Source organism: Fibrella musci, assembly GCF_041321105.1.
In the GTDB taxonomy this organism is placed as follows: domain Bacteria; phylum Bacteroidota; class Bacteroidia; order Cytophagales; family Spirosomataceae; genus Fibrella; species Fibrella musci.
In genome coordinates, this window is record NZ_JBGGWD010000009.1 from 141,674 (window position 1) to 166,426 (window position 24,753).

Below are 24,753 nucleotides of genomic sequence, written 5' to 3' on the forward strand. Positions count from 1 at the left end.
CCCATGTCACCGGCGGTACATTTGTCTCGTTCATTTTCATCTATCCACACTTTTTTTTCTCTTAACATGAAAACGACGTTGACTCGTTTGCTGGGGGCGTATGGCCTCGCAGCGCTGCTGATTAGTGGCCTGAATGCCTGCAAAGGGGATCAGGGCGACGTGGGACCGGCCGGTCCACAGGGTCCCAAAGGCGACACTGGGGCTACCGGCCCGCAGGGCGTTTCAGGGGTCACCGGTCCGCAAGGTGTATCGGGCGCAGCGGGTAAAGATGGCAATGCCAACGTGGTTTACACCGACTGGAAAAGCATGCAGACCGACGCCTTCGGGCGGGCATCCGACAATACCGTTGCCTACCTGAATACCAACGCCACAGCGCAAACCGTGCTCACGCAGGAGGCCTTCGATAAAGGCGTGGTTTATGTGTACTACAAGTTCAAGTACCCGTTCTGGGATCAGTCTATCGCCGAATACAAACTGGTCGACCGGATCAATCAGGGCTACGCTTACAACTACTCGCCGATTCCGGGCCGGCCAGCCACCAGTTTCGAGAATTTCGTCCAGACCTACATCGGCAATGATTTCCTGGGCGTCAATTACTTCTATCCATTCATTCAGATATACACCCGCGATTGGAACGCGACGACCCAAAAGTATACGGCCATGCCGGAGTTCGTAGGGAAACCCGCTACCACCTTCCGCGACCTGGTCAAAGATGCGCCTCAGTACCGGATCATGGTGGTTTACGGCAGCACCAAGGGCGGCCGCATGACCAACGAGGGTAAACCGGTCGATTTCAACAGCTATGCGTCGGTGAAAGCCTATTTCAACCTGACCGATTAACGCCTTCTTCTATCCACACCATAGCAACGTACCGGATGGGCCACCTGCTTCGGCGGGTGGTTCGTCAGGTACGTTGTCGTTAACCCGTTCGAACCAATACGAATGGCCGGAAGCTTAACCGGGAAAGTTGGGTTGAGCATAAGTTGAATCGGTCAGGTACGTATCTTTACGAACCGCTCGCCTGCTGGCCAGCGGTTTGTTGTTTCACCGCCTGACTTGCTCATGATTCATCGCCGCCTCCTCTGGTCTCTTGCTCTTAGTACGCTCGCTTTCACTCCTTTACTCGCCCAGCAAAAACCCGCCGATTTACCGTTGGGTTTTGAAGAATACGACCCCGTTTCGACGCTGAAAGTCTCCGAGCATAAACGGATGCGGGCCAAATACCCGTTCATCGACGTGCACAACCACCAATGGAATATGGGTGAAGCCGACCTGCGCCCCCTCCTGAACCAGATGGACAGCCTGAACATGGGCATCATGGTGAACCTCAGTGGGCGGGGTTGGGGCGATGCCGCCGAAAGCGACAAGTTTCTGAGCCAGACGCTAGCCAACATCAAAAAAACCAATACGCCCCGGCTGGTGCTCTTCACCAACATTCTGTTCGACGGCATCGGTAAGCCCGGTTGGACCGACGAGGCCGTTAAGCGCCTCGAAGCCGACGTGAAAGCGGGGGCCTGTGGCCTTAAGATTTACAAGAATCTGGGTATGGACACCAAAGATGCGAGTGGCAAACGGGTAGCCGTCGACGACCCCCGCCTCGATCCTATCTGGGCCAAAGCGGGCCAACTGGGTATCCCGGTTATCATTCACACGGCCGACCCGAAGTCCTTCTGGGACCCGATGGACCGCTACAACGAGCGATGGCTGGAATTGAAGCTACACCCTAACCGGAAGCGCTCGGCCAACAACACGGCCTCGTGGGAGCAGCTCCTCACCGAGCAGCACAACATTTTTCGGAAGCACCCTAAGACGACATTCATCGCGGCGCACATGGGCTGGTATCCCAACGACCTCACCAAGCTCGACAGCCTGATGCAAGCCATGCCCAACATGATCGTGGAGATTGGCGCCGTTATTGCCGAACTGGGGCGGCAGCCACGGGCATCACACAACTTTTTCGTGAAGCATCAGGATCGCATCGTGTTTGGGAAAGATAGCTGGGTACCCAGTGAATACGCCACGTATTTCCGCGTGCTCGAAACCGACGACGAATATTTCCCCTACCACAAAAAGTACCACGCTTTCTGGCGGATGTATGGCATGGCCCTGCCCGACGATGTCCTGAAGAAGGTGTATTACAAAAACGCCCTCCGCATCATCCCCGGCCTCGACGCCAAGCTCTTTCCGAAATAGGTTCAACGTTCAAGGTTCGATGTCCAAGGTTGGCTGATGCGCGATTACTTATGCGTCAGCTAACCTTGGACATCGAACCTTGAACGTTGAACCTATTTCTTATCTCCGGTTGTCTTCGCCTTCCATCATGCTGAAGTAGCTAACGTACCTGGACTCGGCGATGTCGCCTTCGGCGACAGCTTCTTTTATCGCGCAGCCCGGCTCGTTGATATGCAGGCAGTTATGAAACCGGCACTGGTTGAGTCGGTTGCGCATTTCGGGGAAGTAGTGGGCGATTTCGGCTTTGCCGGTGTCGATCAGGCCCAACTCTTTGATGCCCGGCGTGTCGATGATGAACGTACCTGGCGCCAGTTCAAACATCTCGGCGAAAGTGGTGGTGTGTACCCCCTTGTTGGCAAACGTCGACACTTCGTTGGTCCGCAAATCGAGGTCGGGCGCGATGGCGTTCACGAGCGACGACTTTCCCACCCCCGAATGCCCCGACAGCAGCGTGATTTTGCCATCGAGCAGGTCGCGGAAGGCCTCGACACCGTCGCCTTCGGTGGCCGAGGTCGCCAGCGTGGGGTAGCCGATTTGCTCATACATGTCCTGAATCTCACGCTGGTACTCGAGCCCTTCGTCGTTCAGAATATCGGTTTTGTTGAAAACGATCGTGGTCGGGATGCGGAAGGCCTCGGCCGTCACCAGAAAGCGGTCGATGAACCCCAGCGACGTACGCGGCAGGGTGAGCGTCGCCAGCAACACCGCCTGATCGAGATTGGCCGCCAGAATATGCCCGTGCGCCGTCTTGTGCACCGACTGCCGGATGATGTAATTGTCGCGGGGGGCAATGTCAAAAATCACCGCGGTGTTTTCGAGTTCGTCTTCCACCTCAAACTGCACCCGGTCGCCCACGGCAATGGGATTGGTTACTTTCAACCCCTTAATCTTGAATTTGCCCTTCAGCCGGGCCCGATAAATATGTCCGTCCTGGTTACGAACGTCGTACCAGGAACCCGTTGAGCGTATGACTAAGCCGTCTGCCAAAATGAATCCTTTTTAGTTATAAACGCGAAGCGCGCCAAGGGAATCGCAAAGGACGCGAAGTTTTTCAACATTGTCTTTGCGACCTTTGCGTCACTCTTTGCGCGCTTCGCGTTTCTACCGATGAAGTTTCTACGTCTGTTGCTGAAAATTTTGGGTGGCCTGTTGTTGCTGATCGTCCTGTTCCTGGCTGTAAGCCTCTCGCCTAACGACCATACCCCCTATCAGCAAACCGATTTTTACCGGCAAACCACCGCCCGCCTCAACACCTTACCAGCGCTGCCCACGCCCAAAACGGCGTTGCGGGCCGGCTGGGCCAAAGCGAACCTGACGCCCTCCTTCACGACCCCCACGGGCGGCTATGGCGTGCGCAAAGGCAGACACTGGACCATCGTTGCCGATTCGGTCTGGGTACGTGCCGTGGTGTTCGATAATGGCAATGGTCCGGTGGCGCTCATCGCCTCCGACCTGCTGATTACACCCCCAACCGTGAGCGAGCAACTGCGCAAACGCCTCCCCGAGGTGGGCCTGCGCTGGGAATCGGTGTATTTCGGGGCCATCCACAGCCACAACAGCCTCGGAGGCTGGGCACCAGGTGTGGTGGGTAATCTCTTTTCCGGATCATACGATCAGCGGGTCGTCGACCACATCACCAACACCATCCTCGACGCTATCCGCCGCGCCAAGGCCGACCTGCAACCCGTGACGGTTGGATACCGGGAAGTCAGCGCGCCACAATTTGTCTATAACCGGCTCGACGATACCAAACCCGTCGATCCCTTTTTCCGGCTGTTGCAGCTCAGGCGGGCTAACGGACAGACGGCCACGCTGGCAACGTACCCAGCCCACGCTACGCTGATCGACATTTTCAGTGGCCAATACCTCAGCCGCGACTGGCCTGGGCGGCTGGTGGATGGGCTGGAGCGCGAAACGGGCGGCTTTGCCCTCTTCTTGGCGGGCGCCGTGGGGAGCATGGGCCCCAAGGGACCACCCACAGGCAAAGACATTCCGCTGATCGACCACTATGCAGGCGAGCTACTTACCCGCCTGAAACCGGAACTGAGTCAGTTCAAAGCCGTTTCTGACAGCACGATGGGTCTGCTTACGCTACCGCTTACCCTGCGCGATCCGGCACCCCGCGTGGTGGGCGACTGGCGCATCCGGCCGTGGCTGTTTCATGCCGTTTACGGCGATTACCCTTCTGACCTGAAAGCCCTGCGGCTAGGGCCAGTGCTGCTAGTGGGAACACCCTGCGATTTTTCAGGCGAACTGCTCCCGCCGCTCACCCAGGCCGCCCGCCAACAGGGCCTCGACCTGATCGTGACGAGTTTCAACGGTGGGTACGTTGGCTACATCACCCCCGATGCCTACTACGACAAAGACGCCTACGAAACCCGCGTCATGAACTGGTTTGGCCCGCAGAACGGCGCTTATTTTTCGGAGCTGATACAAGGGTTAGCCAAGAAGTCAGCCAACTAAACTGATAGGGGCTATCCGTTGCCCCATTTACTAAATTAATCCTATTCCAACCCTATATTAGTCAAATTTTAATATACCAGACAGAAAGAGTTGTTACATTACGCACCTAAAACAGGTACTACTATGAACCGGCTCTGTTTACTTCTGCTGCTAATGCCCAGCCTGCTTTTCGCTCAACCTGACAGCGTCCAGACGCTACGGCGACAGGACCTGAAGCCAATCGAAACTGAACTTGTCCCAGGGTATTACAATCGCTACTACGGCCCCACGGTCAGGCCACAATACACGTACGACGGGCTTGATATCAAAACGCGCGACTTGGTGCCTTACATACAGGCTTCGGGCGATCCTGACGCTATCCGGGAAATCAACACTTACATTAGCAACCGACATACGGGTGGCTGGCTCATTGCGGGCGGTGTGGCGGGAATGATCGTCGGGACGGTGATGATGGCCTCCAATGCGCCCGGTGCCGATGGCAAATTCACAATGCAGCAACCATACATCTGCCCAACCGGTTTCGCCTGCGGGTACAGCGGTGGCACTGTATACGGTGGTCAGCAGGCGGGGACTGTAACCGTCCCCGACAATCAGCGCAAAAACGTCTTCGGAGCAGGCTTTGCTGTTTTGCTGGGCGGTGGCATCCTGACTAGTGTCGGTTGGTGCCTTAACATTCCGGGGCAGCACGTACGGCGGGCAGTACAGTATTACAACCGGTCACTTCGGCAAGAGCAGCGCGTTTCGTGGCACCTGCAGCCCGGCACCCCCACCACAGCGGCGGGGCTCACGCTACGGGGCCGTTTCTGAACCGGCAGCCACGATCACCTCGAGTTCGCGCCACTGCCGACGCAGCAGTTTCTTCAACGTTCGCAGGCCCCATTCTTCGGTGCGGCGGTGCCCAATAGCAATCACGGCCATACCCGTCTCTTCCACGGCGGCCTGGGCACCCGTGCGGTATTCGCCCGTGAGGTACAGGCTGGCGCCGCGTTCATACGCTTCCCGAATCAGTTCGCTGTTCATGACGCCGGCCACCACCACCCGCGTTGGCATGGGGTCGTAGCCCCACTCGGCCCGGTCAAAACCCGTGAACGCGTGTTCCACAAACGATACCCAGTCACTGAAGGGGCGCAACAAAGCGTCGCCGATCATACCGATCGGGCGGGGCGGCATGGGGTTACCCAGGTCGTCGGGAGCGCGTTTATAACCAAACTCGGCCACGTTGATCAGGCCCATCAAATCCGCCAGTTGGGGGTTTTGCCCCATCGTCAGGTGTTCGTCGAACGGCAGGTGATGCGTCAGAATCCCCACATCAGCCGGGAGCTGATCCAGTTCGGCACGCCAGGGCCGGTGTAGCCAGAGGGCATCTAACTGCTCGGAACGTACCCAGTCGGCGAGTTGAGGCGAAGGGTCGAGGGCCAGACCAAGGCGTCGGATCGGGCGGTCCGATGCTCTATAGATACCACCCTGTTCGCTCACCGGAAACCGGTCGACAAGCAAAGTCTTTTGCAGATAAGCGCTGATATCGGATAGGTTCAGGTGTTGCATGGCGACAAAACTGCATATGTTCATAATAGTTCGGCATATTAGCAACAAACTCGAATTAATCGTCTACACGAATACCAGATTGGTATTGAATCTGATTTCTCTCCGGATAAAAAGGGATAGGCTGCGTAAAAATCTGCTTTACATAAAAATCCTATTTTGACCATGAAAAATCTGATTCCGTGGCTGGCGTTGGCGGGGGTTGCCACTACACAACTGCCACCCGTTCACCCGGCGTCGCCCACTGTGAGCGTTGTGGATCGGCCAGCCGTTAGTGGTCGTAACGCGCACTACGTCAGCAATCAGGCCCCACTTAAACCCGACCATTTCATCAAACTACCGATCGGCAGTATTCAACCCAAAGGCTGGCTGCTCGAAAACCTGAACCGGCAGGCCAACGGGTTAGCCGGTCACCTGGGACAGATCAGTATCTGGCTCACCAAAAAAAATAATGCCTGGCTCAATAAAGACGGAAAAGGCGATTACGGCTGGGAGGAGCTCCCCTACTGGCTGAAGGGCTACGGCGACATGGCCTACGTGCTCAACCGCCCCGATATGCTGGCCGAAACCAATATCTGGCTCGAAGGCACCATGAACAGCCAACGCGACAACGGCGATTTTGGTCCTATCGTGATGCGTAATGGCAAACGCGACCTGTGGGCGCAGATGCTCATGCTGTTCTGCCTGCAATCGCGCTACGAACAAAAACCCGACCCGCGCATTCTGACGCTGATGAGCCGCTATTTTACCTGGCAAAACAGCCTGCCCGACGATCAGTTCCTGGAAGATTACTGGGAAAACAGCCGGGGCGGCGATAACCTCTACAGCGTGTACTGGCTCTACAACCGCACTAAAGAGCCATTCCTGCTCGAGTTTGCCCAGAAGATTCACCGCAATACCGCCAACTGGCGTCAGGCTGACAACCTGCCCAACTGGCACAACGTCAATATCGCGCAGTGTTTCCGCGAACCGGCGACTTACTACCTGCAAAGCGGCAACCAAAGCGATCTGGCTGCCACCTACCGCAACTTTGAACTGGTTCGACAGCGCTACGGACAGGTGCCCGGCGGCATGTGGGGTGGCGACGAAAACAGCCGACCCGGCTACACCGATCCCCGGCAGGCAGTTGAAACCTGCGGCATGGTCGAGCAGATGGCCTCCGACGAGTTGTTGCTTCGCTTTACGGGCGATCCCTTCTGGGCCGACAACTGCGAGGATGTCGCGTTCAACACCCTGCCAGCGGCATTCATGCCCGACTATCGCTCGCTTCGCTACCTGACAGCCCCCAACATGGTGCGCAGCGACGCCGCCAACCATCACCCCGGTATCGACAACCAGGGGCCATTTCTGATGATGAACCCCTTCAGCAGCCGCTGTTGCCAGCATAACCACTCCAACGGCTGGGTCTACTACGCAGAAAACCTCTACATGGCTACCCCCGATAACGGCCTCGCGGTAGTGCTCTACAATGCGTCGGAGGTGACGGCTAAAGTGGGCAAAGGGTCAACGGTGACGATCAAGCAGGAAACCAGCTACCCGTTTGAGGAGCAGGTTCGGCTGACGGTGCAGGCGGTCCGCCCCACGGCCTTTCCGCTCTACCTGCGCGTGCCGGCCTGGTGCAACAACCCCACGGTGCGGATCAACGGGCAGGCGGTGAAAGCCGTGGCCAAACCCGGTCAGTACATCGTGCTGACCGACACCTGGAAATCGGGCGATAAAATCACGCTCGACCTACCCATGCGCCTACAGGTACGTACCTGGGACGCTAACAAAAACAGCGTCAGCGTCAACCACGGGCCGCTCACTTACTCGCTGAAGATCGAGCAGGAGGTTCGGCCGGAAGACAGCCGCAAAACCGCTATCGGCGACTCAAAATGGCAACCCAACGCCGATCAGTCGAAGTGGCCGTCGTACGAAATCTTCCCCAAATCCGCCTGGAACTACGGGTTGGTGCTGGCGGCGCAACCCGAGCAGTCGTTTACGGTGACACGCAAGAAAGGGCCGGTGGCCGCCTTTCCGTTTACGCCCGAATCCGCTCCGGTCACGCTGACGGTAAAAGCCCGGAAGATTCCCGGCTGGACGGTCGATCAGTATGGGTTGTGTGGCGTGTTGCCCCAAAGCCCCGTTGCCACTGGCGAACCCGTTGAGACCGTGACCCTTGTGCCCATGGGTACTACCCGCCTGCGCATTGCCTCGTTCCCGGTGGTGCAGCCCTAATGGGTGATCTTCCTCATCAATGAACACATCACCATTTCTTAAAAAAAGCACAACAAAACCACGCTACAATCAATGTTGTATTCGTTCGGCATAAAACGTATTTATTTTAGCAGCTTCTTTCCGGTGCATAGGCACCGAATAAGCCAGTTACAGGTCTCTACGTTATTCCGTCCGTTATGAGAAAAAGTGAATTTGCTTCCCTGCCTGACGCTGCCCTCTGGAAACAGGCTCTCTCGGGCGACAAGGCAGCATTTTCCTACTTGTACGAAACGTTTGCGCCAGTGCTGTACAACTACAGCTACCGCTTCACGGGCGATCAGGCGTTCACCGAAGACTGCATTCAGGAGCTTTTTCTGCGGTTACTCGAGCGGGGCAACAACCTGTCGGAGACGGATTCGATCAAATTTTACCTCTTCCGGGCGCTGCGCCGCGACATCGTTCGCCGGCTCGACGCACGCGATCAGCAAACGTTGCCGCTGCTCGAGCGTGACACCGATTTCCGGGTCGAGTTTACGCACGAACCGTCGTGGCTGGAGCACCGCATGAGCGAAGAGCGATCGAGTCATCTGCTGAGCCTATTGAACCGCCTGCCCGCCCGGCAAAAGGAGGTTATCTACCTACGATTCTACGACGAATTGCCCTACGACGAAATTGCGCAGGTCATGGGAATCAGCCAGTTATCGACGTATAAGGTTCTTTATAAAGCTCTGGCCAGCCTGGGAAAACACCTGCCTGCCCGGGCAGCGCTGTCGTTGCTGGTACTTCTGCTGACGAAATCGTAAAAAATAGTACCTAATCAGGGATAATTTAGCGCATTCCCGGTTTTGGCCTGATAACAGCAATAACAGGTCAATGGAAGTCCCCGACTACAGCGAATACGGCTTCGAAGATTTTTTGATGGATGCCGATTTCAGGGCGTGGGTGCAACAACCTACGCCCGAAACCGACGCATTCTGGCGCCGATTCGCAGCGGCGCATCCCGAGTTACAGGCCACGATGGAAGACGCTGCCTGGGCCATTGAGCACTTTACCATCCACCCCCACACGCTGCCCGACGCCAGTCGGCAACGCATCTGGGCTACCCTGAGCCACCAGTACGATCAGCAGTATCCGGCGGGAATCCCAGCCGACGAAACGCCCGTGTTGCGGCTCCCCGTCTGGCGGCAGTCGTGGTTCCGGGTGGCGGCGTCGCTGACAGGCGCGCTGCTGGTTGGGCTGGCCTGGTACGCGATCAACGTACCCAGCCGCCACACCATCGAAACGGCCTATACCGAGACGAAGCAGGTTACCCTCCCCGACGGCTCGACCGTAACGCTCAACCGCAATTCGTCGCTGACGTACACCGACGACTGGACCGCCGACAAACCCCGCGAGGTGTGGGTATCGGGCGAAGCGTTCTTTTCCGTTCACCGGCACGCTGCCCCCTCGGCCACGGCTCCGACCAAGCCATCCGACAGCTTTATCGTGCACACCGACCTGACCAATGTGGAAGTGCTCGGTACGCAGTTCGATGTGAACACCCGACGAGGTAAAACGCGGGTCGTCCTCAACGAAGGCAAAGTAAAACTAACCCGGCCGGGCGCCCAGGAAAGCCTGCTGATGCAGCCCGGCGACCTCGTCGACGTATCGTCCAGCGCAAAGGGGTTCCAGAAGCGGCAGGTCGACGTCGATAGTTACGACACTTGGCGCGACGGCCAACTCCGCTTCGATCAGACCCCCATCCGCGACATCATCACGGCCCTGGAAGACAGCTACGGCTGGCAGATCAGCCTGCGCCGCTCCGACTTGGCGGGCCAGACATTTACGGCCACCGTTCCCGCCGACAACCCCGACCTCCTTCTTTCCCTACTCACCGAATCGTTCGGCCTCCACATTCACCGGCGTGGCTCCGTCGTGACCATCGAATAACCCCTATTGATTCACCTGGATGCCTAAATGAATACGCTTGTTGACTAATGTGCGATTCGGCAATGACGATCAGCCTGCCGTTTCAGGTACGTATCGCCGCCATCCGGCGGGTACAGAGACCACTACCCGACAGGTCTTAACGGCCAATAAACAGGTCGCTGAAAAGAGGCACCCCGGTGGCTCAACGCCGTTGCCGAAAATTCAGCAGGAAACGCGTCGGGTATGAACGACAAATCGGGTCAGCAGCCAAGGGGCAATCAGCCTTTTTTTCTCGTAAACGATAATTCATAGGTTAGAAGTACGGAAAAGCCTGCCTTGGTTAAGGGAGGCTTTTTTTGATAGTACGCCTGCCTCGCCGCTGCCTTTTCGACAGTGTGGGCGCTTCCTCCCGTTTCTGCTTTACTCAACGTGCATGAAGCCTTTTCTACCGATCACCTTACTCATTCTCTGCCTTTTAGGAACGAACCCGATTGCCTGGGCTCAGCCCGATACCGTGGCGTTGCCCAGCCCCATGCAGGCCGCCGACGTGGGAAGCCTGATGGGTACGGTGCTCGACTCAGCCAGCCGCAAACCGGTTGAATTTGCTACAGTGGCCCTGTTTCGACCCGGCAGTGCCCAACCGCTTACCGGCGTCACCACCGACGGAACGGGCAGTTTCGCGCTGAATCACCTGCTGCCGGGGCGGTACGTGCTGCGCGTGAGTTTCGTTGGCTACGACAACCGGACGACCGATACACTGGCCCTGACGCCCGACAGTTACCAGCAAACGCTGCCTCCGCTGCTGCTCCGGTCAACGGCCAACACGCTCGCCGAAGTGCAGGTAACCGCCCGCCGCGACCTGATCGAAGACCGCGAAGACCGGCTCGTCTACAACGCAGGTAACGACCCGTCCAACGCGGGCGGCACGGCTATCGACGTGATGAAAAAAACGCCGCTGCTCACCGTCGACCCCGACGGCACCATTCAGCTTAAGGGCAGTACCAGTATTAAGGTGCTGGTCAACAACAAGCCGTCGAGCATTATGGCCCGCAGCATCAACGAGGCGTTGCAGATGATTCCGGCCGACGCCATCAAAGCCGTCGAAGTAATTACGGCACCCTCGGCCAAATACGACGCCGAAGGCACGGCGGGGGTCATCAACATCATCACCAAAAGCCGCCTGGAAGGCATGACCGGCGGCCTGAACGGCACCGTTGGCAACCGTACCGACAACCTCGGCGGCAACCTGAACATGCGGGCGGGCAAGTGGGGACTCACGGCCTACGGCGGCGGCAATTACACGCTCAACTACAACCGGTCGTCGTCGGTGCGGCGGGCGCTGGGTACGTCCGATTCGGTGAGTGAACTGTATCAGAGCAGCAGCAGCCGCAACGGTGGCAACGCGCTATTCGGCTCGTTCAATCTCGATTATGAACTCGACTCCACGAATCAGTTTGGGCTCGATGGCAGCGTCAACAGCAGCGACCGATCAGGTACGTCGATTCGCGATACCCGTTACGTGTCGGCCACACCCCGACAACCGTTTCGGCGGTATTCCGATAATACGTCGGCAGCCAACAGCGTCGATGCCAACATCAACTACACCCACCTGTTTGCCCGGCCTGAACAGACGCTGACCTTCCTGACGCAGGTGAACCGCAACGCCAACGACAGCCGCTACTCGCTCGATCAGTATCCGCTACCCGAGGGGGAACTGGTCAACTACCGCGAGCGGAACGTCAACCTGAACACCACCACCGAACTGACGATTCAGACCGATTACGACCATCCGTTCAAGTCCAACAAACAGAAACTGGAGGTGGGCGTTAAAAGCGTACTGCGCCACGTCGGCAGCGATTACCGCCTCGACAGCGCCACCGACAGCACCGATTTCCGGGACGACCCACGTCGGGCCAATCAGTTCGATTATCAGCAGCATATTCTGTCGGGCTATGCGTCGTTTCGGATCAATACACCCCGAAAATGGACATACACGCTCGGCAGCCGCTACGAACTGACGCGCATCAACGCTGATTTTGTCTCGACGAAAACTACCTTCGCCGACCGCTACACCAACCTGCTGCCCAACGTCTCGGTGTCGAAACGGCTATCGGGTAGTCAGCGCATCCGGTTCAACTACAGCCAACGGATTCAGCGCCCATCGATCAATTTTCTCAACCCATACATCAACTCGACTGACCCCAAGAACCTGTTCTTCGGCAACCCCTACCTTGATCCCGAACTCGCTCATTCGGCGGAGCTTTCGTACAACACATTTACCAAAAAAGGGCTGAATCTCAACGCGATGATTTTTGCCCGGCTCACCAACAATGCCATCGAACGCGTGACCACCGTCGACACGGCGAATGTCTCGTACACCACCTACCAGAACATTGCCCGCAATGCCACTTACGGCCTTAATCTGTTTGGGTCGGGTCGCCCCTACCGCAACTGGCAGCTCAATGGGTCGATCGGCGTCAACTACAACCTGCTGAACAGCGCGGCCTTACAGGTGCAGAACTCCAACTGGAGCTACCGCGTGACGATTAACACGTCGGTGCCACTGCCCAACGACATCAGTTTGCAGGCCAACGCCTCGTATAATTCGGCCCGGATTCTGTTGCAGGGACGTACCTCGGGTTTTTACAACTACGCGTTTGCTGCCCGTAAGGAATTTAAAAAGCAACGCGTGGTGCTGACGCTGAACCTTGAAAACGCGTTCGCGCAGTACAACACCATCGTCAACCAGTTCCGCACGGCCACGTTCATCACCGACGGCGTCAACGAAAACGCCTACCGCAACATTCGGCTGTCGGTCAACTGGCGCTTCGGGCAGCTATCAGCCAAAACCCAACGCCCCAAAAAGCGCATCACCAACGACGACGCGAAAACGGAGTAGATGGCGTTTTTGAGTTTTCAGTTTGGAGTTTAGAGTTGGCTGGCGCCCGAATAAGCTTGCGCCAGCCAACTCTAAACTCCAAACTGAAAACTCTAAACTCTCTTAATGTCAGCCAACTCCAAACTGAAAACACCAAACAAAAAAAATCATTTTACAAGAAACTTGCTTACCTTTGCGGTTCAAAACACGCTTCGCCCTGCTGCGTTGCGTCTATGCCGATGAAGCTGATTGCGCTCGCTCGGGTTCGGTAACGACAACGAGCTTTCTTTCCTGACCGCCCGCCCACGCTAACCGTGGCCGTTTGTGCTGTCTTCCTTTCTCTTCTTCCCTTCACATCGGTAGCCGTTCCTGAGCGGCCTCTTTCTCCTTTTCTGTAATGTCCCGATTTTTTCGGCTCTTGCTGGCTGCCTTGCGCGGCTCAGAAGCCAACTTGACGTCTGGTAGCATCAACCGGGCGATCTTCCTCCTCTCCGTACCCATGATTCTGGAAATGGTCATGGAGTCGCTCTTTGCGATCGTCGACGTGTTTTTCGTTGCCCGCGTGGGTACCAATGCCGTCGCCACGGTAGGCCTGACCGAGTCAGTGCTGACGCTGGTCTATTCCATCGCCATTGGCCTCAGCACGGCGGCCACGGCCCTGGTAGCCCGGCGCGTCGGCGAAAACAACGCCGACGAAGCCAGCCGGGCCGTTGGTCAGGTGTTGTTTGTGTCGCTGACGGCGGCTGTCGTGCTGGGCATTCCCGGTGTAGTGTTTGCCCCTGATTTGCTACGGCTTATGGGCGGCGATCCGGGGCTGGTTGCCAGCGGGGCCGGATACACCCGCGTCATTTTCGCCTCGGCACCCGCCATCATGCTGCTGCATACCCTTAGTGGCTCGTTACGCGGCGCGGGCGATGCCGCCACCGCCATGCGCTCCCTCTGGATCGCCAACGGCATCAACATCGTACTCTGCCCGATCTTCATCTTCGGCTGGGGGCCTATTCCCGAACTGGGCGTGATGGGCTCGGCGGTGGCCACCACCACGGGCCGCAGCCTGGGTGTGCTGTATCAGCTCTACGCGTTGGCGGGCCCCAAAGGGCGGTTGCACATCAGTTGGGCCTCAGTAGCGCCGGATGGGGGTGTTATTCGTAACCTGCTGAATCTCGCAGCGGGTGGTACCGGTCAGTTTTTGATCGGATCGGCCAGTTGGGTATTCCTGACGCGCATCGTCTCGACCTTCGGCAGCGATGTGGTGGCGGGCTACACCGTGGCTATCCGCATTTTCATCTTCACGATTCTGCCGTCGTGGGGCATGGCCAATGCGGCAGCAACACTCGTGGGGCAGAACCTGGGCGCCAACCAGCCCGACCGCGCCGAGACGTCGGTGTGGCGGGCGGCCCTGTGCAACCTGCTGTTTCTGTCACCAGTGGGGTTGGCGCTGTATCTGGGCGCCGAATCGGTGGTCGGTATCTTCAGCCAACAACCCGACGTACTGGCCATTGGTGTGCAGAGCCTGCGGATTTTCTGCCTCGGGTACGTGTTCATGGCCTACGGCATGGTGGTGTCGCAGGCCCTCAACGGCGCGGGCGATACCCGGTCGCCCATGCTAATGAACATTTTGTGCTTCTGGGTTATTGAAATTCCACTGGCCTGGCTGCTGGCCGAAGTGCTCCGCTGGGGACCGTCGGGCGTGTTCTGGTCGGTGGCTATCGCCGAATCGCTCCTCGCGGTCGTCGCTGTGCTGATCTTCCGCCGCGGCCGCTGGCGAACGGTGAACGTGTAACGAGTTTGGCGTTTGGAGTTTCGCGTTTAAGGTTTCATGTTGGTTAGCCCCAGAATAAGCTTGCGCCAGCCAACGCGAAACGTTAAACCTTAAACGTGAAACTCTAATCGTCAAACTGGAACCTCCAAACTACTGTTATCCATATAGTATGATCGAAACGCATAAACAACCCGAAACCGCTGTGTTAGTGGCCGTTTCTACGCAGAAACAGACCGCTTCGCAGACACAGGAATACCTGGACGAACTGGCTTTTCTGGCCGAAACGTCGGGGATTGTCACGAAGAAAACGTTTACCCAAAAACTCGAACGGCCCGACGTGCGCACGTTTGTGGGCAAGGGTAAACTGGAAGAGATTCAGACGTATGTGCTGGCCGAGCCGGTCGATACGATCATCTTCGACGACGACCTCACGCCCGCGCAGGTACGTAACCTCGAAGCCGAGTTCAAGGACATCAAGGTGCTCGACCGGAGCCTGCTGATTCTAAACATCTTCTCGATGCGGGCGCAGACGGCGCAGTCGCGGGTGCAGGTCGAACTGGCGCAATACCAGTACATCTTCCCCCGCCTGACGCGCATGTGGACCCACTTGAGCCGCCAGAAAGGGGGCGCCGGGATGCGGGGGCCGGGTGAGAAAGAGCTCGAAACCGACCGCCGGATCGTGAAAGACCGGATCGCCTTCCTGAAAGAGAAGCTGGAAAAAATCGATAAGCAGAGTCAGACGCGCCGCAAGGAGCGGGACCGCCTCGTGCGCGTGGCCCTGGTGGGCTATACCAACGTGGGTAAATCGACGCTGATGCGGTCCGTGGCCAAAACCGACGTCTTTGCCGAAAACAAGCTGTTTGCTACGGTCGATTCGACGGTGCGAAAGGTCACGCTGGGCAACATTCCGTTCCTGCTGACCGACACCGTTGGGTTTATCCGCAAACTGCCTACGATGCTGATCGAGTCGTTTAAATCGACGCTCGATGAGGTGCGCGAAGCCGACATTCTGCTGCACGTGGTCGACGTGTCGCATCCCTTGTTTGAGGAGCACATCGACGTGGTGCACAAAACGCTGATCGAGCTGGGTGTGGCCGACAAGCCGGTGGTGCTGGTATTCAACAAAATGGATGCCTTTGTACCGAAGGAAGAATGGGCGCCTGAGTTCGACGCCGAAACGGAGGGCGAAGTCCCCGCCGACGAACGGCGAAAGACAGCGCTAACGTACCTGAAGCGGATGAATCTGGCCAAGCAGGCCGAACACGTCGTGTTCGTGTCGGCGCAAACAGGCGAGAATTTGTCAGAACTGCGCGAGTTGCTCTACGAGATGGTGAAGGAGCGTCACTTCCAGATCTATCCCAACTGGCTGAACGTACCCCTGCTCGAAACGGCCACCCTCGGCGGCGACGGCGCCCGCCCCAACGCGGAAGAAGTCACGCCAAAATTGGAGAACTAGGCCGTTTTGCCCATTTTTGCAGTGAAAATGCACAATGGATAGTGAACGATGTATAATGAGTGATTGCATTGCCATTGTACATCGTCCATTATCCATTGTGCATTTCACTGGCACTGTAGTTCAACGGATAGAATAGGCGTTTCCTAAACGCTAGATGCGGGTTCGATTCCCGCCGGAGCCACTTTATATCATCCTTAGTTGCCTCAAAAAAAGCAACTAAGGATGGCCAATTCTTGGCTGATCTGTTTAACAGATCCATCTGCCTGGCGTAAGGGCTGTTTTCATCAACGTGTACTAGTGGCCTCATGGCGCGTAGAAAGCTGCTAGTTGCCCCAATCGCTGTTTAACCAGCGAATTCTTCATGGGTTCGAACCTCGCGACCTCGACGTTATCTTTAGTGACAATCACTTGAAAAGGCTGATTCAACCGGGTCGTGAGGTGATAAATGGTTGCCAGCTCGGCGATATCTTCAGACCAGGCAGCGGTGGCATATAACGAAGGAAACGGCGTTTTCGAGAGCTTTCTATACACCTCCGGCGCCACGCTGACCGGCACCGTCTTTCCGCTTCGGAAACGGGTTTGTTCCAACAATGAATCCAGGTACGTATCAGCAGGTACGTTCATCAAGCGCCATATATCCTTCGTGAACCGTGTGGGTTCAACCACTGACGTTGATGCGTCAACGCGTGGAGTAATCGCTTTCACGGCGTCGACAATATGCGTGGCCTCATGCATGAGCACGTAAACGATTGCGTCCATGTTGCCCCCCTCAACGCGCACGGTATAACGAGCCTTATCTACCTGTTTAAAGCACGTATTCTCTTTGGCCGATGCCCACTCTGAAATGGTCTCGTCCAGTAAACCGGCCCGAAACGTAATCGTAAACTGCCTGGGCAGGCCGCCGGCATCAACGGGCGACGTCAATGCCGTGTTGGGCATGTTGTCCATAAAGCTGATGCTGTGCAAATGCCGTTTCAATAGTTGCCGATGTAATGGGGGTAACAGGGCAAATGCGCGGCTCACCTTCTGTTTTTGAGCTGGCGTTAGCTTGTGGTCAACGGGATTCATGCCAGCCTCGCGGAACTTAGTAAAAATAGCTTCAGGGGCTACCTGAATCCGTTCAGCAGGGTCATTTTCATACGTGGCATCCACCTTCTGCGCCAACGTAAACTCTGAAAACCATAGCGTTATCAAAGCTGAAGTCGCCCATAGAAAAATCGATTTCCCAATCATCGTATCGTCATTCGTCTAGCGTGTTGGCTGTCGCAGCATGCTCCAGCATCAGATAGACAGCTTCCCGGAGCAATTTGGGCAAATTTCTGCGGGGAGCGTTTATCCCGAAATCCGTAATGAGCGAATGAGTGGGCCATCCAGTTCAAGGTAGTATTGCAGAATGGCCGGTCAGATAATCAACCGAACACCTCCCAATTCCTCAACGCGGTATTCAAACCGCTGGCTCGGTGAGCCGATGAACATGAAATTGGTGGGTATCTTCCATTTTTCGCACAACTCTTCGATCAGCTTCGGCCCAAAGTGCCCCTGAATTTTTATGTACGTAATCGCAATGTCGGGATAGGCCCGGTCGAGGGTCTCAATGTCGCGATGCAGGTTAGGCGGTGCCTGAAAATGCTCGTTTTCTACGGTCACGATCCGGAGCCGGTTCGTTTCTTCATTTTCCTGGATGTAGATCATCACCCGGTTCAGCGAAGCGATATCATCCCCTTTAGAAAAGAAGATAAATTCCTGGCCGTTAATGCTGTTAATCGTCTGGTTGGTCCAGCGCGTAAATCGTTCAATGGTTCGTTTCAGGGGATGAAACAGATACAGGATTATAGACAGCAGGCCCTTCAGCAGCAACGAGCGGTTCATCATGATCAGTGCCAGCAAAAACGTCGGGATAAAATATTCGCCAAACACCCAGACGTACTGCGGATTGAGCATGATAGTGCCCAGCATAGCGGTACCAACAGCTAGCAGCGCCAGCAGTACCCAGCTTACCGGGGCTATTTCGGGCCGGGGCAGTCGTTTGCGCCGAAGCTTGAGCAGTAGATTACCCAGCCCAAACAGCCCCATAACTGCCAAGAACGAAAGTGCATACACGCCTGCCAGCGCCTGCAAATTGCCACCGGTCGTTAGCAGGACCGCCACGCAAAGGACAAAAAACAGCGTTAAAATGTAATAGGGTGCCTGTCGGCTATTTTCGTGTAATAGCACCTGCGGGAATATCCGGTCGAGTGTCATGCGCCTGATCAGCCCGCTTACGCCCACAAACGAGGTCAGTACAGCGCCGCTCAGCACCAACACCGCATCCAGCGATACCAGCGTAGCCAGCCATGCCCCCCCCGACTGTCTGCCCATGAAAGCCAGCAGCGATTGCTGATGGGTGTCTACTTCAGCAATTGGCAGGAGGCTGAGCGCAAACAGCGCAATAAGCGGGTTAAAGACCGTTACGATCACCCACATGTTTCGTAACGTCTTTGGAAACACCCCCCGGCTCTGCTCTTCCACATAATTGGCAGAACTTTCAAACCCCGAGATACCTAACATGGCTGCCGAAAAACCAGCAAATAACTGAAACGACAGGCTGTGGCGCGAGGGAGTGGCCATATTAGCAACGAACTGCCCGAAGCCATTTTGCAGCACATACCAGCCGCATACAAGGCAAAGCAGTGAGAGGGTGACCAGATGAATAATGAAAATGACTACGGCAGCCTTGGCCGACTCCTTCAACCCGAGCAGATTGAGCAGAAAGAACAGCGTCAATAAACCCACGGTCCCCCAGATGATGGGCAACGTGTGGCTAAAAGACGCGGCATAGTGGATGGCTTCGTTGGCCGAAATGACACTCGTTGCTACATACGACAGAATCGTCAGGCAAGCTGCCAGAGAAGCTACTGTTTTATTGGTCGAGTTCAGTAATACGTTGTAAGCGCCGCCGTTGAGCGGCAAAGCACCCACTACCTCGCCGTAAATCTTGCGAAACAGAAACAGCGTCCCCCCCACCAGCAACAATGACACCCAGGCATACTGGCCGGCGTAAAGAATACTGAGGGCAGACACGTACAGACAAGACGAACTGATGTCATTACCACAAATAGCCGACGCGGGCAGCTCGCTTAGTTTGGGATGCGCTTTCATACAGAATTGGCTAGTCGGTCCAGGCTGTTTTCAGGGTGTCATACAAACTGCGTACCTGCTCTTTCTCATAGTCGGTCGACAAGGTCTGATTCGCATAGGCTATCAGCAGTTGGGCCTGTTCGGCCAGCACGGGTTTTCGGTCGGGCGAACAGGCAGCATCAGCCACTACAGCCAACGCGCGTAATAACCTCCGAAACGCCGCATGGTTGCCTTTTGCGTTGATACGTGGCAGGTCGAAAGCCAGCCGGACGTAGGCATTGAAGTCACTGGTTCGGGCCAGAATTCGCAGGTGTTGGCCGTCGGAGCGTAGCCGGGCCGGAAACTCACGCTCGGCCAGCAGCCCCACAGTAGCCCCAAGGTAGTCGATCGCCATGATGGCAGTAGTGGTGTCGTTGATACCTGGAGAGAGGGCTTTGAGTGTAATGTCAACCAGTTGCTGAATCCCGAATGCAACGTCCTGTTCCACGTTACGGTGTCGCCCAACGCTCACATAGCTAAGCACATCGCCAGGCCAGTCCGCTTCATCAGGGTCCGGGCGCTCCATCCCGCTCCGTACACTGAAGAGCTTCGTTTCTTCGCTCAAAAACGCCCCCATGTTACACTCGATACGCAGCACGACCCGGTGTTGGGTAGCCCAGCGCAGTAGCCCATCCGTATCGATACGTTGCAGGTATCCCGTTTCTGTGGACAGCACAGGTTCCCAGCCAGCCTCTTCGTCGCTGTAACGCAACGCGGCGTCGGTTTCGGCCGGCTCATCGATAGGTTCACCGACGTGATCGGGGAACAACTGGTCGATAGCCTTGCGCATCTCGTGAAAGATATGCCGGACAATGGTGCCAGTCTGGAGCGACTCGGCGATGTGATGAATAAAGAAAATCAGCGCGGCTACTCCACCCAGCGCCAGCAGCAATCCTGCCAGCACGGCGGTAGCCGGAACGAACTTCTGCTCATCGGTGCCTCGAATCGTCCCCAGCACAATCAGGCAGTAGGCAAAGACCCCTACGAAGTAGCCCATGACAATCTGATTGACACGATCGCGCATGAAATTACGCAGCACCCGGGGGGAATACTGGCTGCTAATCTGTGAAATGGTCGACAGAGTGAGCGAAAAAGCCAGCGCCGCTACGGTGAGCATTGACCCGGCAATGGCGGTGAGCATCCCTCTTGACCCTTCAGCGCCTACCCCAAAGAGTAAAGGAAACTGTTTGGCCCCATCAAAAGATGTGTGGCTGTCAAACACAATCAGGCTATAAGCCAGCCCAAACGCGCCCAGCACCAATAAACTTGGCACGAACCAGAGCGATTCGCGCAACAACTGCCAGGCCTGGCGTAGGCGGGTGATCATAAGTATGGCATTCCGGTATCAGTTCAGGTTACTTCGTCCAGGCGTCAGTAGTTATTGTGTACCCCGCTGCAACACGTTATTGATCGAATACACGACACCGTTGGTCGTCCGAATGTTGGCCTCAATGACGTCGGCAACAATGCCGCGACCATCCGCTACGGTTATGCGATCGCCCTGCTTGTGAACGATTAATAGTTGCCCTGTCAGGTTGGTGAGTGTCTGGCCATCTCTGAGCTGGTCGGACGTCAGCCGTCCTTTTACCACATGGTAAGCCAAAAAGCGGATCAGCCTTTTTTTACTTGACGGCAGCAACAACTCCCGCAGGTCCGCCTCGGAAACCCTGGTGAACGCCATGTTGGTGGGTGCAAACACGGTGTATGCTGCCTTCCCCGCAGCCTGACGGGTAAGCCCGGAAGCCTCCATCAGTTGGAGCAGCGTAGTATGATCAGGAGACAACGACAGGCTCCGGGCCATCGTCACGTTGGTAGCCACCCCACTGGCCTGTAGCGTATCGACCGCCGGGTTGCCGGCGGTCGTCTGGGGCACAGACTGAGCACCCGCCGTTCCACCTGACAGGCAAACGCAGATGAGACAGCTGAACCAGATAAAGTGTAGTTTCATAAAACGAGAGCCTATTCAGAAGATGGTCAACAACCACCATGGTTGCTACTATACACTGATAACTATCCCCGCCGCATAATGATAGAGTCAGCACGTAATTGGTAAATAGCTAGGTACCTCGGAATCCGGGCAGTCGTTCGTGCGGACTCAATGAAACGGATTGCCGGGAGCCTTTACCAGATCAGTAAAATTGGTAGTAACTTCCGTAATCTATATACCCGTTTATAGGCCTGTCCATGAGACTTTTGTATCGGCCGCCTTTTGTCTAAAAGGCAGTTCCGGCCCATCAGTCGCTCTTATTATAACTACGCATAGACCATCACCTAGTAAACCCGACAACAGTGGCAACGTACAATCTAACGGTTAACGGAAAAATCAGGCGGGTAGACGTCGATCCAGCTACGCCCTTGCTGTGGGTGCTCCGCGATCATCTCGACTTGCCCGGCACCAAATACGGCTGCGGGGTCGCGCAGTGCGGCGCCTGCACGGTACATCTCGACGGCACCGCGGTACGTTCCTGCCAGTTGCCGGTGTCGGTGGTGGGCAAGGGCGCCGTCACCACCATCGAAGGCCTGGCAGCAACGGCCGGTTCGGCCAGTCTTCACCCCGTGCAGAAAGCCTGGCTCGACCACGACGTGGCGCAGTGCGGCTACTGTCAGGCGGGGCAGATCATGAGCGCGGCGTCCCTGCTCAAAACCACGCCTAACCCAACCGACGCCGACATCGAGGCCGCCATGAGTGGCAACATCTGCCGTTGTGGCACGTACCTGCGCATCAAAGACGCCATCAAATCCGTGGCAACGAAATAAATCAGGTCATCACGCGTCATTCATGGTCATTGGTCGTCACGCCTTGTTTTGGCGACCGATCACCCCGTAATGACGTACCGAGAAAGACCATTCCATGACCTCAAACCATGAAGACTAGCCAACCCGCCGTTAATCGGCGCTCGTTTTTAAAAGCGTCGCTGCTGACCGGTGGCGGCCTGATGCTCAATGTCAGTTGGTTGACCAGCGCCAAAGCCGCCGACAAACTGGAGGCGCTGAACCTGCCGCCGCAGTGGACCCAACTGAACGGCTACATTCAGATTACGCCCGACAACGTCATCAAACTACTGTGCCCCAACCCCGAGTTTGGGCAGAACGTGATGACATCGCTGCCGATGATGGTGGCCGAAGAACTGGACGCCGACTGGTCGACCGTAGTCGTCGAGATGGGGCCGCACGACAACGCGAAACTGGGACCTCAGTTTACGGGCGGTAGCAACTCGGTCCGGATGTACTGGAAACCCCTTCGCGAAGCCGGAGCCGCTGCCCGGCAAATGTTGTGCGAAGCCGCCGCCCAAACCTGGAACGTACCTGTCGGTGAAATCACGACCAAAGCGGGTGTTTTGTCGCACGCAAGCGGAAAATCGGCGAAGTACGGCGAGATAGCCAGCAAAGCTGCTACGCTGCCCGTGCCCAAAGGCATGAAGCTGAAAGCACCGAAGGACTTTTCGATCGTGCGCAAGTCCAAGAAAAACGTGGAAGGGCAGAAAATCGTCACCGGCAAACCCCTCTTCGGACTCGACTATCGGGCCGACGGGATGCTCATTGCCATGATTCAGCATCCGCCCGCGTTTGGCATGAAATTGAAGTCGTTCGATGCTACGCAGGCGCTCAAGATGCCGGGTATCAAGGACGTGTTCAGCCTGAAACTGTACCCGGACGGCTTCGAGCAGGGTGGTTTCGATACCCGCACATTCAACGATTTACTGGTTGTGGTGGGCAAAACCACCTGGGAAGTCATGAACGCCCGCAAAAAGCTGGTGGCTCAGTGGGAACCGGCTGGTGATAGTAAAGACACCATGATGGGCCGGGGCGGCAAACGGGAAGTTGTGGTACCGGGCCGGCTGGAAAGCACCACTGCCCAGCTCGAAAAAATGCAGGAACTGGCGACCAAACCAGCTCAGCAACTGCGGAAAGATGGCGACCCGGAAACGGCGTTCAAGAATGCAGCGCAGGTTATCGAACGTACCTATAACGCCCCGTTCCTGGCCCACAACTGCATGGAGCCGATGAATTTTTTCGCCCATGTAACGCCCGAAAAAGCCCTGCTGGCGGGACCGTTGCAGGCACCGGGTTGGGTGGAGCCGACCCTGTCGAAACTGCTGAACCTGCCCGCCGACAAGATCGAGATTCAGATGACGCGCATGGGGGGTGGGTTTGGCCGGCGGGCCTATGGCCAATACCTCTACGAAGCTGCCGTGATTTCTAAACAGGCCAAAGCGCCCGTTAAACTAATCTACACCCGCGAAGACGACATGACGTACGGCATCTACCGGCCCATGTACACAGCTACGTACCGGGCGGCGCTGGATGCCAACAAAAATCTGATTGCCTTCCACGTGAAAGGGGGTGGCATTCCCGAGCATCCGGTGCACGCCAACCGCTTCCCGGCCGGGGCCGTAGACAACTACCTGGCCGAAGGCTGGGAGATTCCGTCGAACATCACCATTGGTGCGTTTCGGGCGCCGCGCTCCAATTTCAACGCCGCCGCCGAGCAGTCGTTCCTAGACGAAGTGGCCGAAGCGATGGGCAAAGACCCCATCGAGTTCAGGCTGGATCTGCTGAAACGGGCGAAGGAAAACCCCGTCGGTAAAAACAACGAATACGACGCCGACCGCTACGCCGGTGTGCTCACGCTGGTGCGCGACAAGTCGGGCTGGAACAAGGACGGTAACGAAAAATACAACCGGGGTGTGGCGGCCTATTTCTGCCATAATTCCTACGCCGCCCACGTGGTTGATATGGTCACCCGCGAGGGCGAGCCGTATGTCGAGCGCGTGTTCAGCGCCATGGACTGCGGCATCGTCGTGAACCCCGATGCGGCCAAAAACATGGTGCAGGGTGCCGTGGTCGATGGCATCGGCAATGCCTTTTACGGGGCGCTGACACACAAAAACGGCGCAGCCGAACAAAGCAATTTTCATAACTACCGGCTGATCCGGCACAACGAAGCCCCCAAACAGATTGAGGTGCACTTCGTCGAAAACGACCTCGACCCAACGGGCCTGGGTGAGCCGCCCTTCCCGCCGGTCTTTGGCGCGGTGGCGAATGCCCTGTATAAAAACCGGGGTAAACGGTTCTATAACCAACCCTTCAAGCCCGAACTGGACAAGAAGATTCAGGGGTAATGGTACCGTAGCTTTATGAGACCAGGGCACTTCGGTG

The 24,753-nt window shown here is 56.6% G+C and carries 19 protein-coding genes and 1 tRNA gene; 14 read left to right on the forward strand and 6 right to left on the reverse strand.

Going from position 1 to position 24,753, the window contains the following annotated elements; translation table 11 throughout:
* The first annotated feature begins 66 nt into the window (after positions 1 to 66).
* Positions 67 to 840: a hypothetical protein gene (locus ACAW74_RS26330; protein WP_370701251.1), complete on the forward strand. Its 774-nt coding sequence runs from the start codon at positions 67 to 69 to the stop codon at positions 838 to 840.
* Between the two features lie 222 nt (positions 841 to 1,062).
* Positions 1,063 to 2,193, forward strand: coding sequence for an amidohydrolase family protein (locus tag ACAW74_RS26335; protein ID WP_370701252.1), 1,131 nt, complete (start codon positions 1,063 to 1,065; stop codon positions 2,191 to 2,193).
* 99 nt (positions 2,194 to 2,292) lie between these two features.
* Here the strand turns inward: ACAW74_RS26335 and rsgA are convergent, their stop codons facing one another.
* Positions 2,293 to 3,219 (reverse strand): ribosome small subunit-dependent GTPase A, encoded by a 927-nt coding sequence (rsgA, locus tag ACAW74_RS26340; RefSeq protein WP_370701253.1) that lies wholly within the window; start codon positions 3,217 to 3,219, stop codon positions 2,293 to 2,295.
* Positions 3,220 to 3,339: 120 nt separating this feature from the next.
* On the opposite strand from rsgA, the gene ACAW74_RS26345 reads away from it, so the two are divergent.
* Both ACAW74_RS26345 and ACAW74_RS26350 read left to right on the forward strand, forming a co-directional pair.
* Positions 3,340 to 4,695 carry a hypothetical protein gene (locus tag ACAW74_RS26345; RefSeq protein WP_370701254.1) on the forward strand — a complete coding sequence of 452 codons (1,356 nt, stop codon included), beginning with the start codon at positions 3,340 to 3,342 and terminating at the stop codon, positions 4,693 to 4,695.
* A gap of 123 nt (positions 4,696 to 4,818) precedes the next feature.
* Entirely contained in the window at positions 4,819 to 5,502 is a 684-nt protein-coding gene (locus ACAW74_RS26350; protein WP_370701255.1) for a hypothetical protein, read from the forward strand.
* Here the strand turns inward: ACAW74_RS26350 and ACAW74_RS26355 are convergent.
* Positions 5,485 to 6,264: a Nif3-like dinuclear metal center hexameric protein gene (locus ACAW74_RS26355; RefSeq protein WP_370701256.1), complete on the reverse strand. Its 780-nt coding sequence runs from the start codon at positions 6,262 to 6,264 to the stop codon at positions 5,485 to 5,487. The genes ACAW74_RS26350 and ACAW74_RS26355 overlap by 18 nt on opposite strands.
* A gap of 138 nt (positions 6,265 to 6,402) precedes the next feature.
* On the opposite strand from ACAW74_RS26355, the gene ACAW74_RS26360 reads away from it, so the two are divergent.
* From ACAW74_RS26360 to ACAW74_RS26395, 8 genes are all read left to right on the forward strand, one after another.
* Complete coding sequence (locus tag ACAW74_RS26360) at positions 6,403 to 8,454, forward strand: beta-L-arabinofuranosidase domain-containing protein (protein WP_370701257.1); 2,052 nt, start codon at positions 6,403 to 6,405, stop codon at positions 8,452 to 8,454.
* A 176-nt stretch (positions 8,455 to 8,630) separates the two neighbouring features.
* Complete coding sequence (locus ACAW74_RS26365) at positions 8,631 to 9,236, forward strand: RNA polymerase sigma factor (protein ID WP_370701258.1); 606 nt, start codon at positions 8,631 to 8,633, stop codon at positions 9,234 to 9,236.
* Between the two features lie 70 nt (positions 9,237 to 9,306).
* A complete protein-coding gene (locus ACAW74_RS26370; RefSeq protein WP_370701259.1) occupies positions 9,307 to 10,362 on the forward strand; it encodes a FecR family protein in 1,056 nt (351 codons plus the stop codon).
* A 49-nt stretch (positions 10,363 to 10,411) separates the two neighbouring features.
* Positions 10,412 to 10,588, forward strand: coding sequence for a hypothetical protein (locus tag ACAW74_RS26375; RefSeq protein ID WP_370701260.1), 177 nt, complete (start codon positions 10,412 to 10,414; stop codon positions 10,586 to 10,588).
* A gap of 186 nt (positions 10,589 to 10,774) precedes the next feature.
* Positions 10,775 to 13,240: a TonB-dependent receptor gene (locus tag ACAW74_RS26380; RefSeq protein WP_370701261.1), complete on the forward strand. Its 2,466-nt coding sequence runs from the start codon at positions 10,775 to 10,777 to the stop codon at positions 13,238 to 13,240.
* Positions 13,241 to 13,616: 376 nt separating this feature from the next.
* Complete coding sequence (locus ACAW74_RS26385) at positions 13,617 to 15,002, forward strand: MATE family efflux transporter (RefSeq protein WP_370701262.1); 1,386 nt, start codon at positions 13,617 to 13,619, stop codon at positions 15,000 to 15,002.
* 148 nt (positions 15,003 to 15,150) lie between these two features.
* The gene (gene hflX, locus ACAW74_RS26390; protein WP_370701263.1) at positions 15,151 to 16,437 is read left to right on the forward strand and encodes a GTPase HflX; all 1,287 of its coding nucleotides are present in this window, start codon (positions 15,151 to 15,153) and stop codon (positions 16,435 to 16,437) included.
* Positions 16,438 to 16,546: 109 nt separating this feature from the next.
* Positions 16,547 to 16,618: transfer RNA gene (locus ACAW74_RS26395), tRNA-Arg, on the forward strand.
* Positions 16,619 to 16,740: 122 nt separating this feature from the next.
* Here ACAW74_RS26395 and ACAW74_RS26400 read toward each other — a convergent pair.
* The 4 genes from ACAW74_RS26400 to ACAW74_RS26415 all read right to left on the reverse strand — a co-directional run bounded on the left by ACAW74_RS26400 (position 16,741) and on the right by ACAW74_RS26415 (position 21,541).
* Positions 16,741 to 17,631 carry a hypothetical protein gene (locus tag ACAW74_RS26400; RefSeq protein ID WP_370701264.1) on the reverse strand — a complete coding sequence of 297 codons (891 nt, stop codon included), beginning with the start codon at positions 17,629 to 17,631 and terminating at the stop codon, positions 16,741 to 16,743.
* A gap of 207 nt (positions 17,632 to 17,838) precedes the next feature.
* Positions 17,839 to 19,575: an APC family permease gene (locus ACAW74_RS26405; RefSeq protein WP_370701265.1), complete on the reverse strand. Its 1,737-nt coding sequence runs from the start codon at positions 19,573 to 19,575 to the stop codon at positions 17,839 to 17,841.
* A gap of 10 nt (positions 19,576 to 19,585) precedes the next feature.
* Positions 19,586 to 20,920, reverse strand: coding sequence for a DUF2254 domain-containing protein (locus tag ACAW74_RS26410; protein WP_370701266.1), 1,335 nt, complete (start codon positions 20,918 to 20,920; stop codon positions 19,586 to 19,588).
* Positions 20,921 to 20,971: 51 nt separating this feature from the next.
* Positions 20,972 to 21,541, reverse strand: a complete 570-nt coding sequence (locus tag ACAW74_RS26415; protein WP_370701267.1) for a fasciclin domain-containing protein — start codon at positions 21,539 to 21,541, stop codon at positions 20,972 to 20,974.
* Positions 21,542 to 21,882: 341 nt separating this feature from the next.
* Here ACAW74_RS26415 and ACAW74_RS26420 point away from each other — a divergent pair, with 341 nt between their 5' ends.
* The gene (locus ACAW74_RS26420) at positions 21,883 to 22,350 is read left to right on the forward strand and encodes a (2Fe-2S)-binding protein (protein WP_370701268.1); all 468 of its coding nucleotides are present in this window, start codon (positions 21,883 to 21,885) and stop codon (positions 22,348 to 22,350) included.
* A 107-nt stretch (positions 22,351 to 22,457) separates the two neighbouring features.
* Positions 22,458 to 24,716: a xanthine dehydrogenase family protein molybdopterin-binding subunit gene (locus ACAW74_RS26425; protein ID WP_370701269.1), complete on the forward strand. Its 2,259-nt coding sequence runs from the start codon at positions 22,458 to 22,460 to the stop codon at positions 24,714 to 24,716.
* The last annotated feature ends 37 nt before the right edge of the window (positions 24,717 to 24,753 follow it).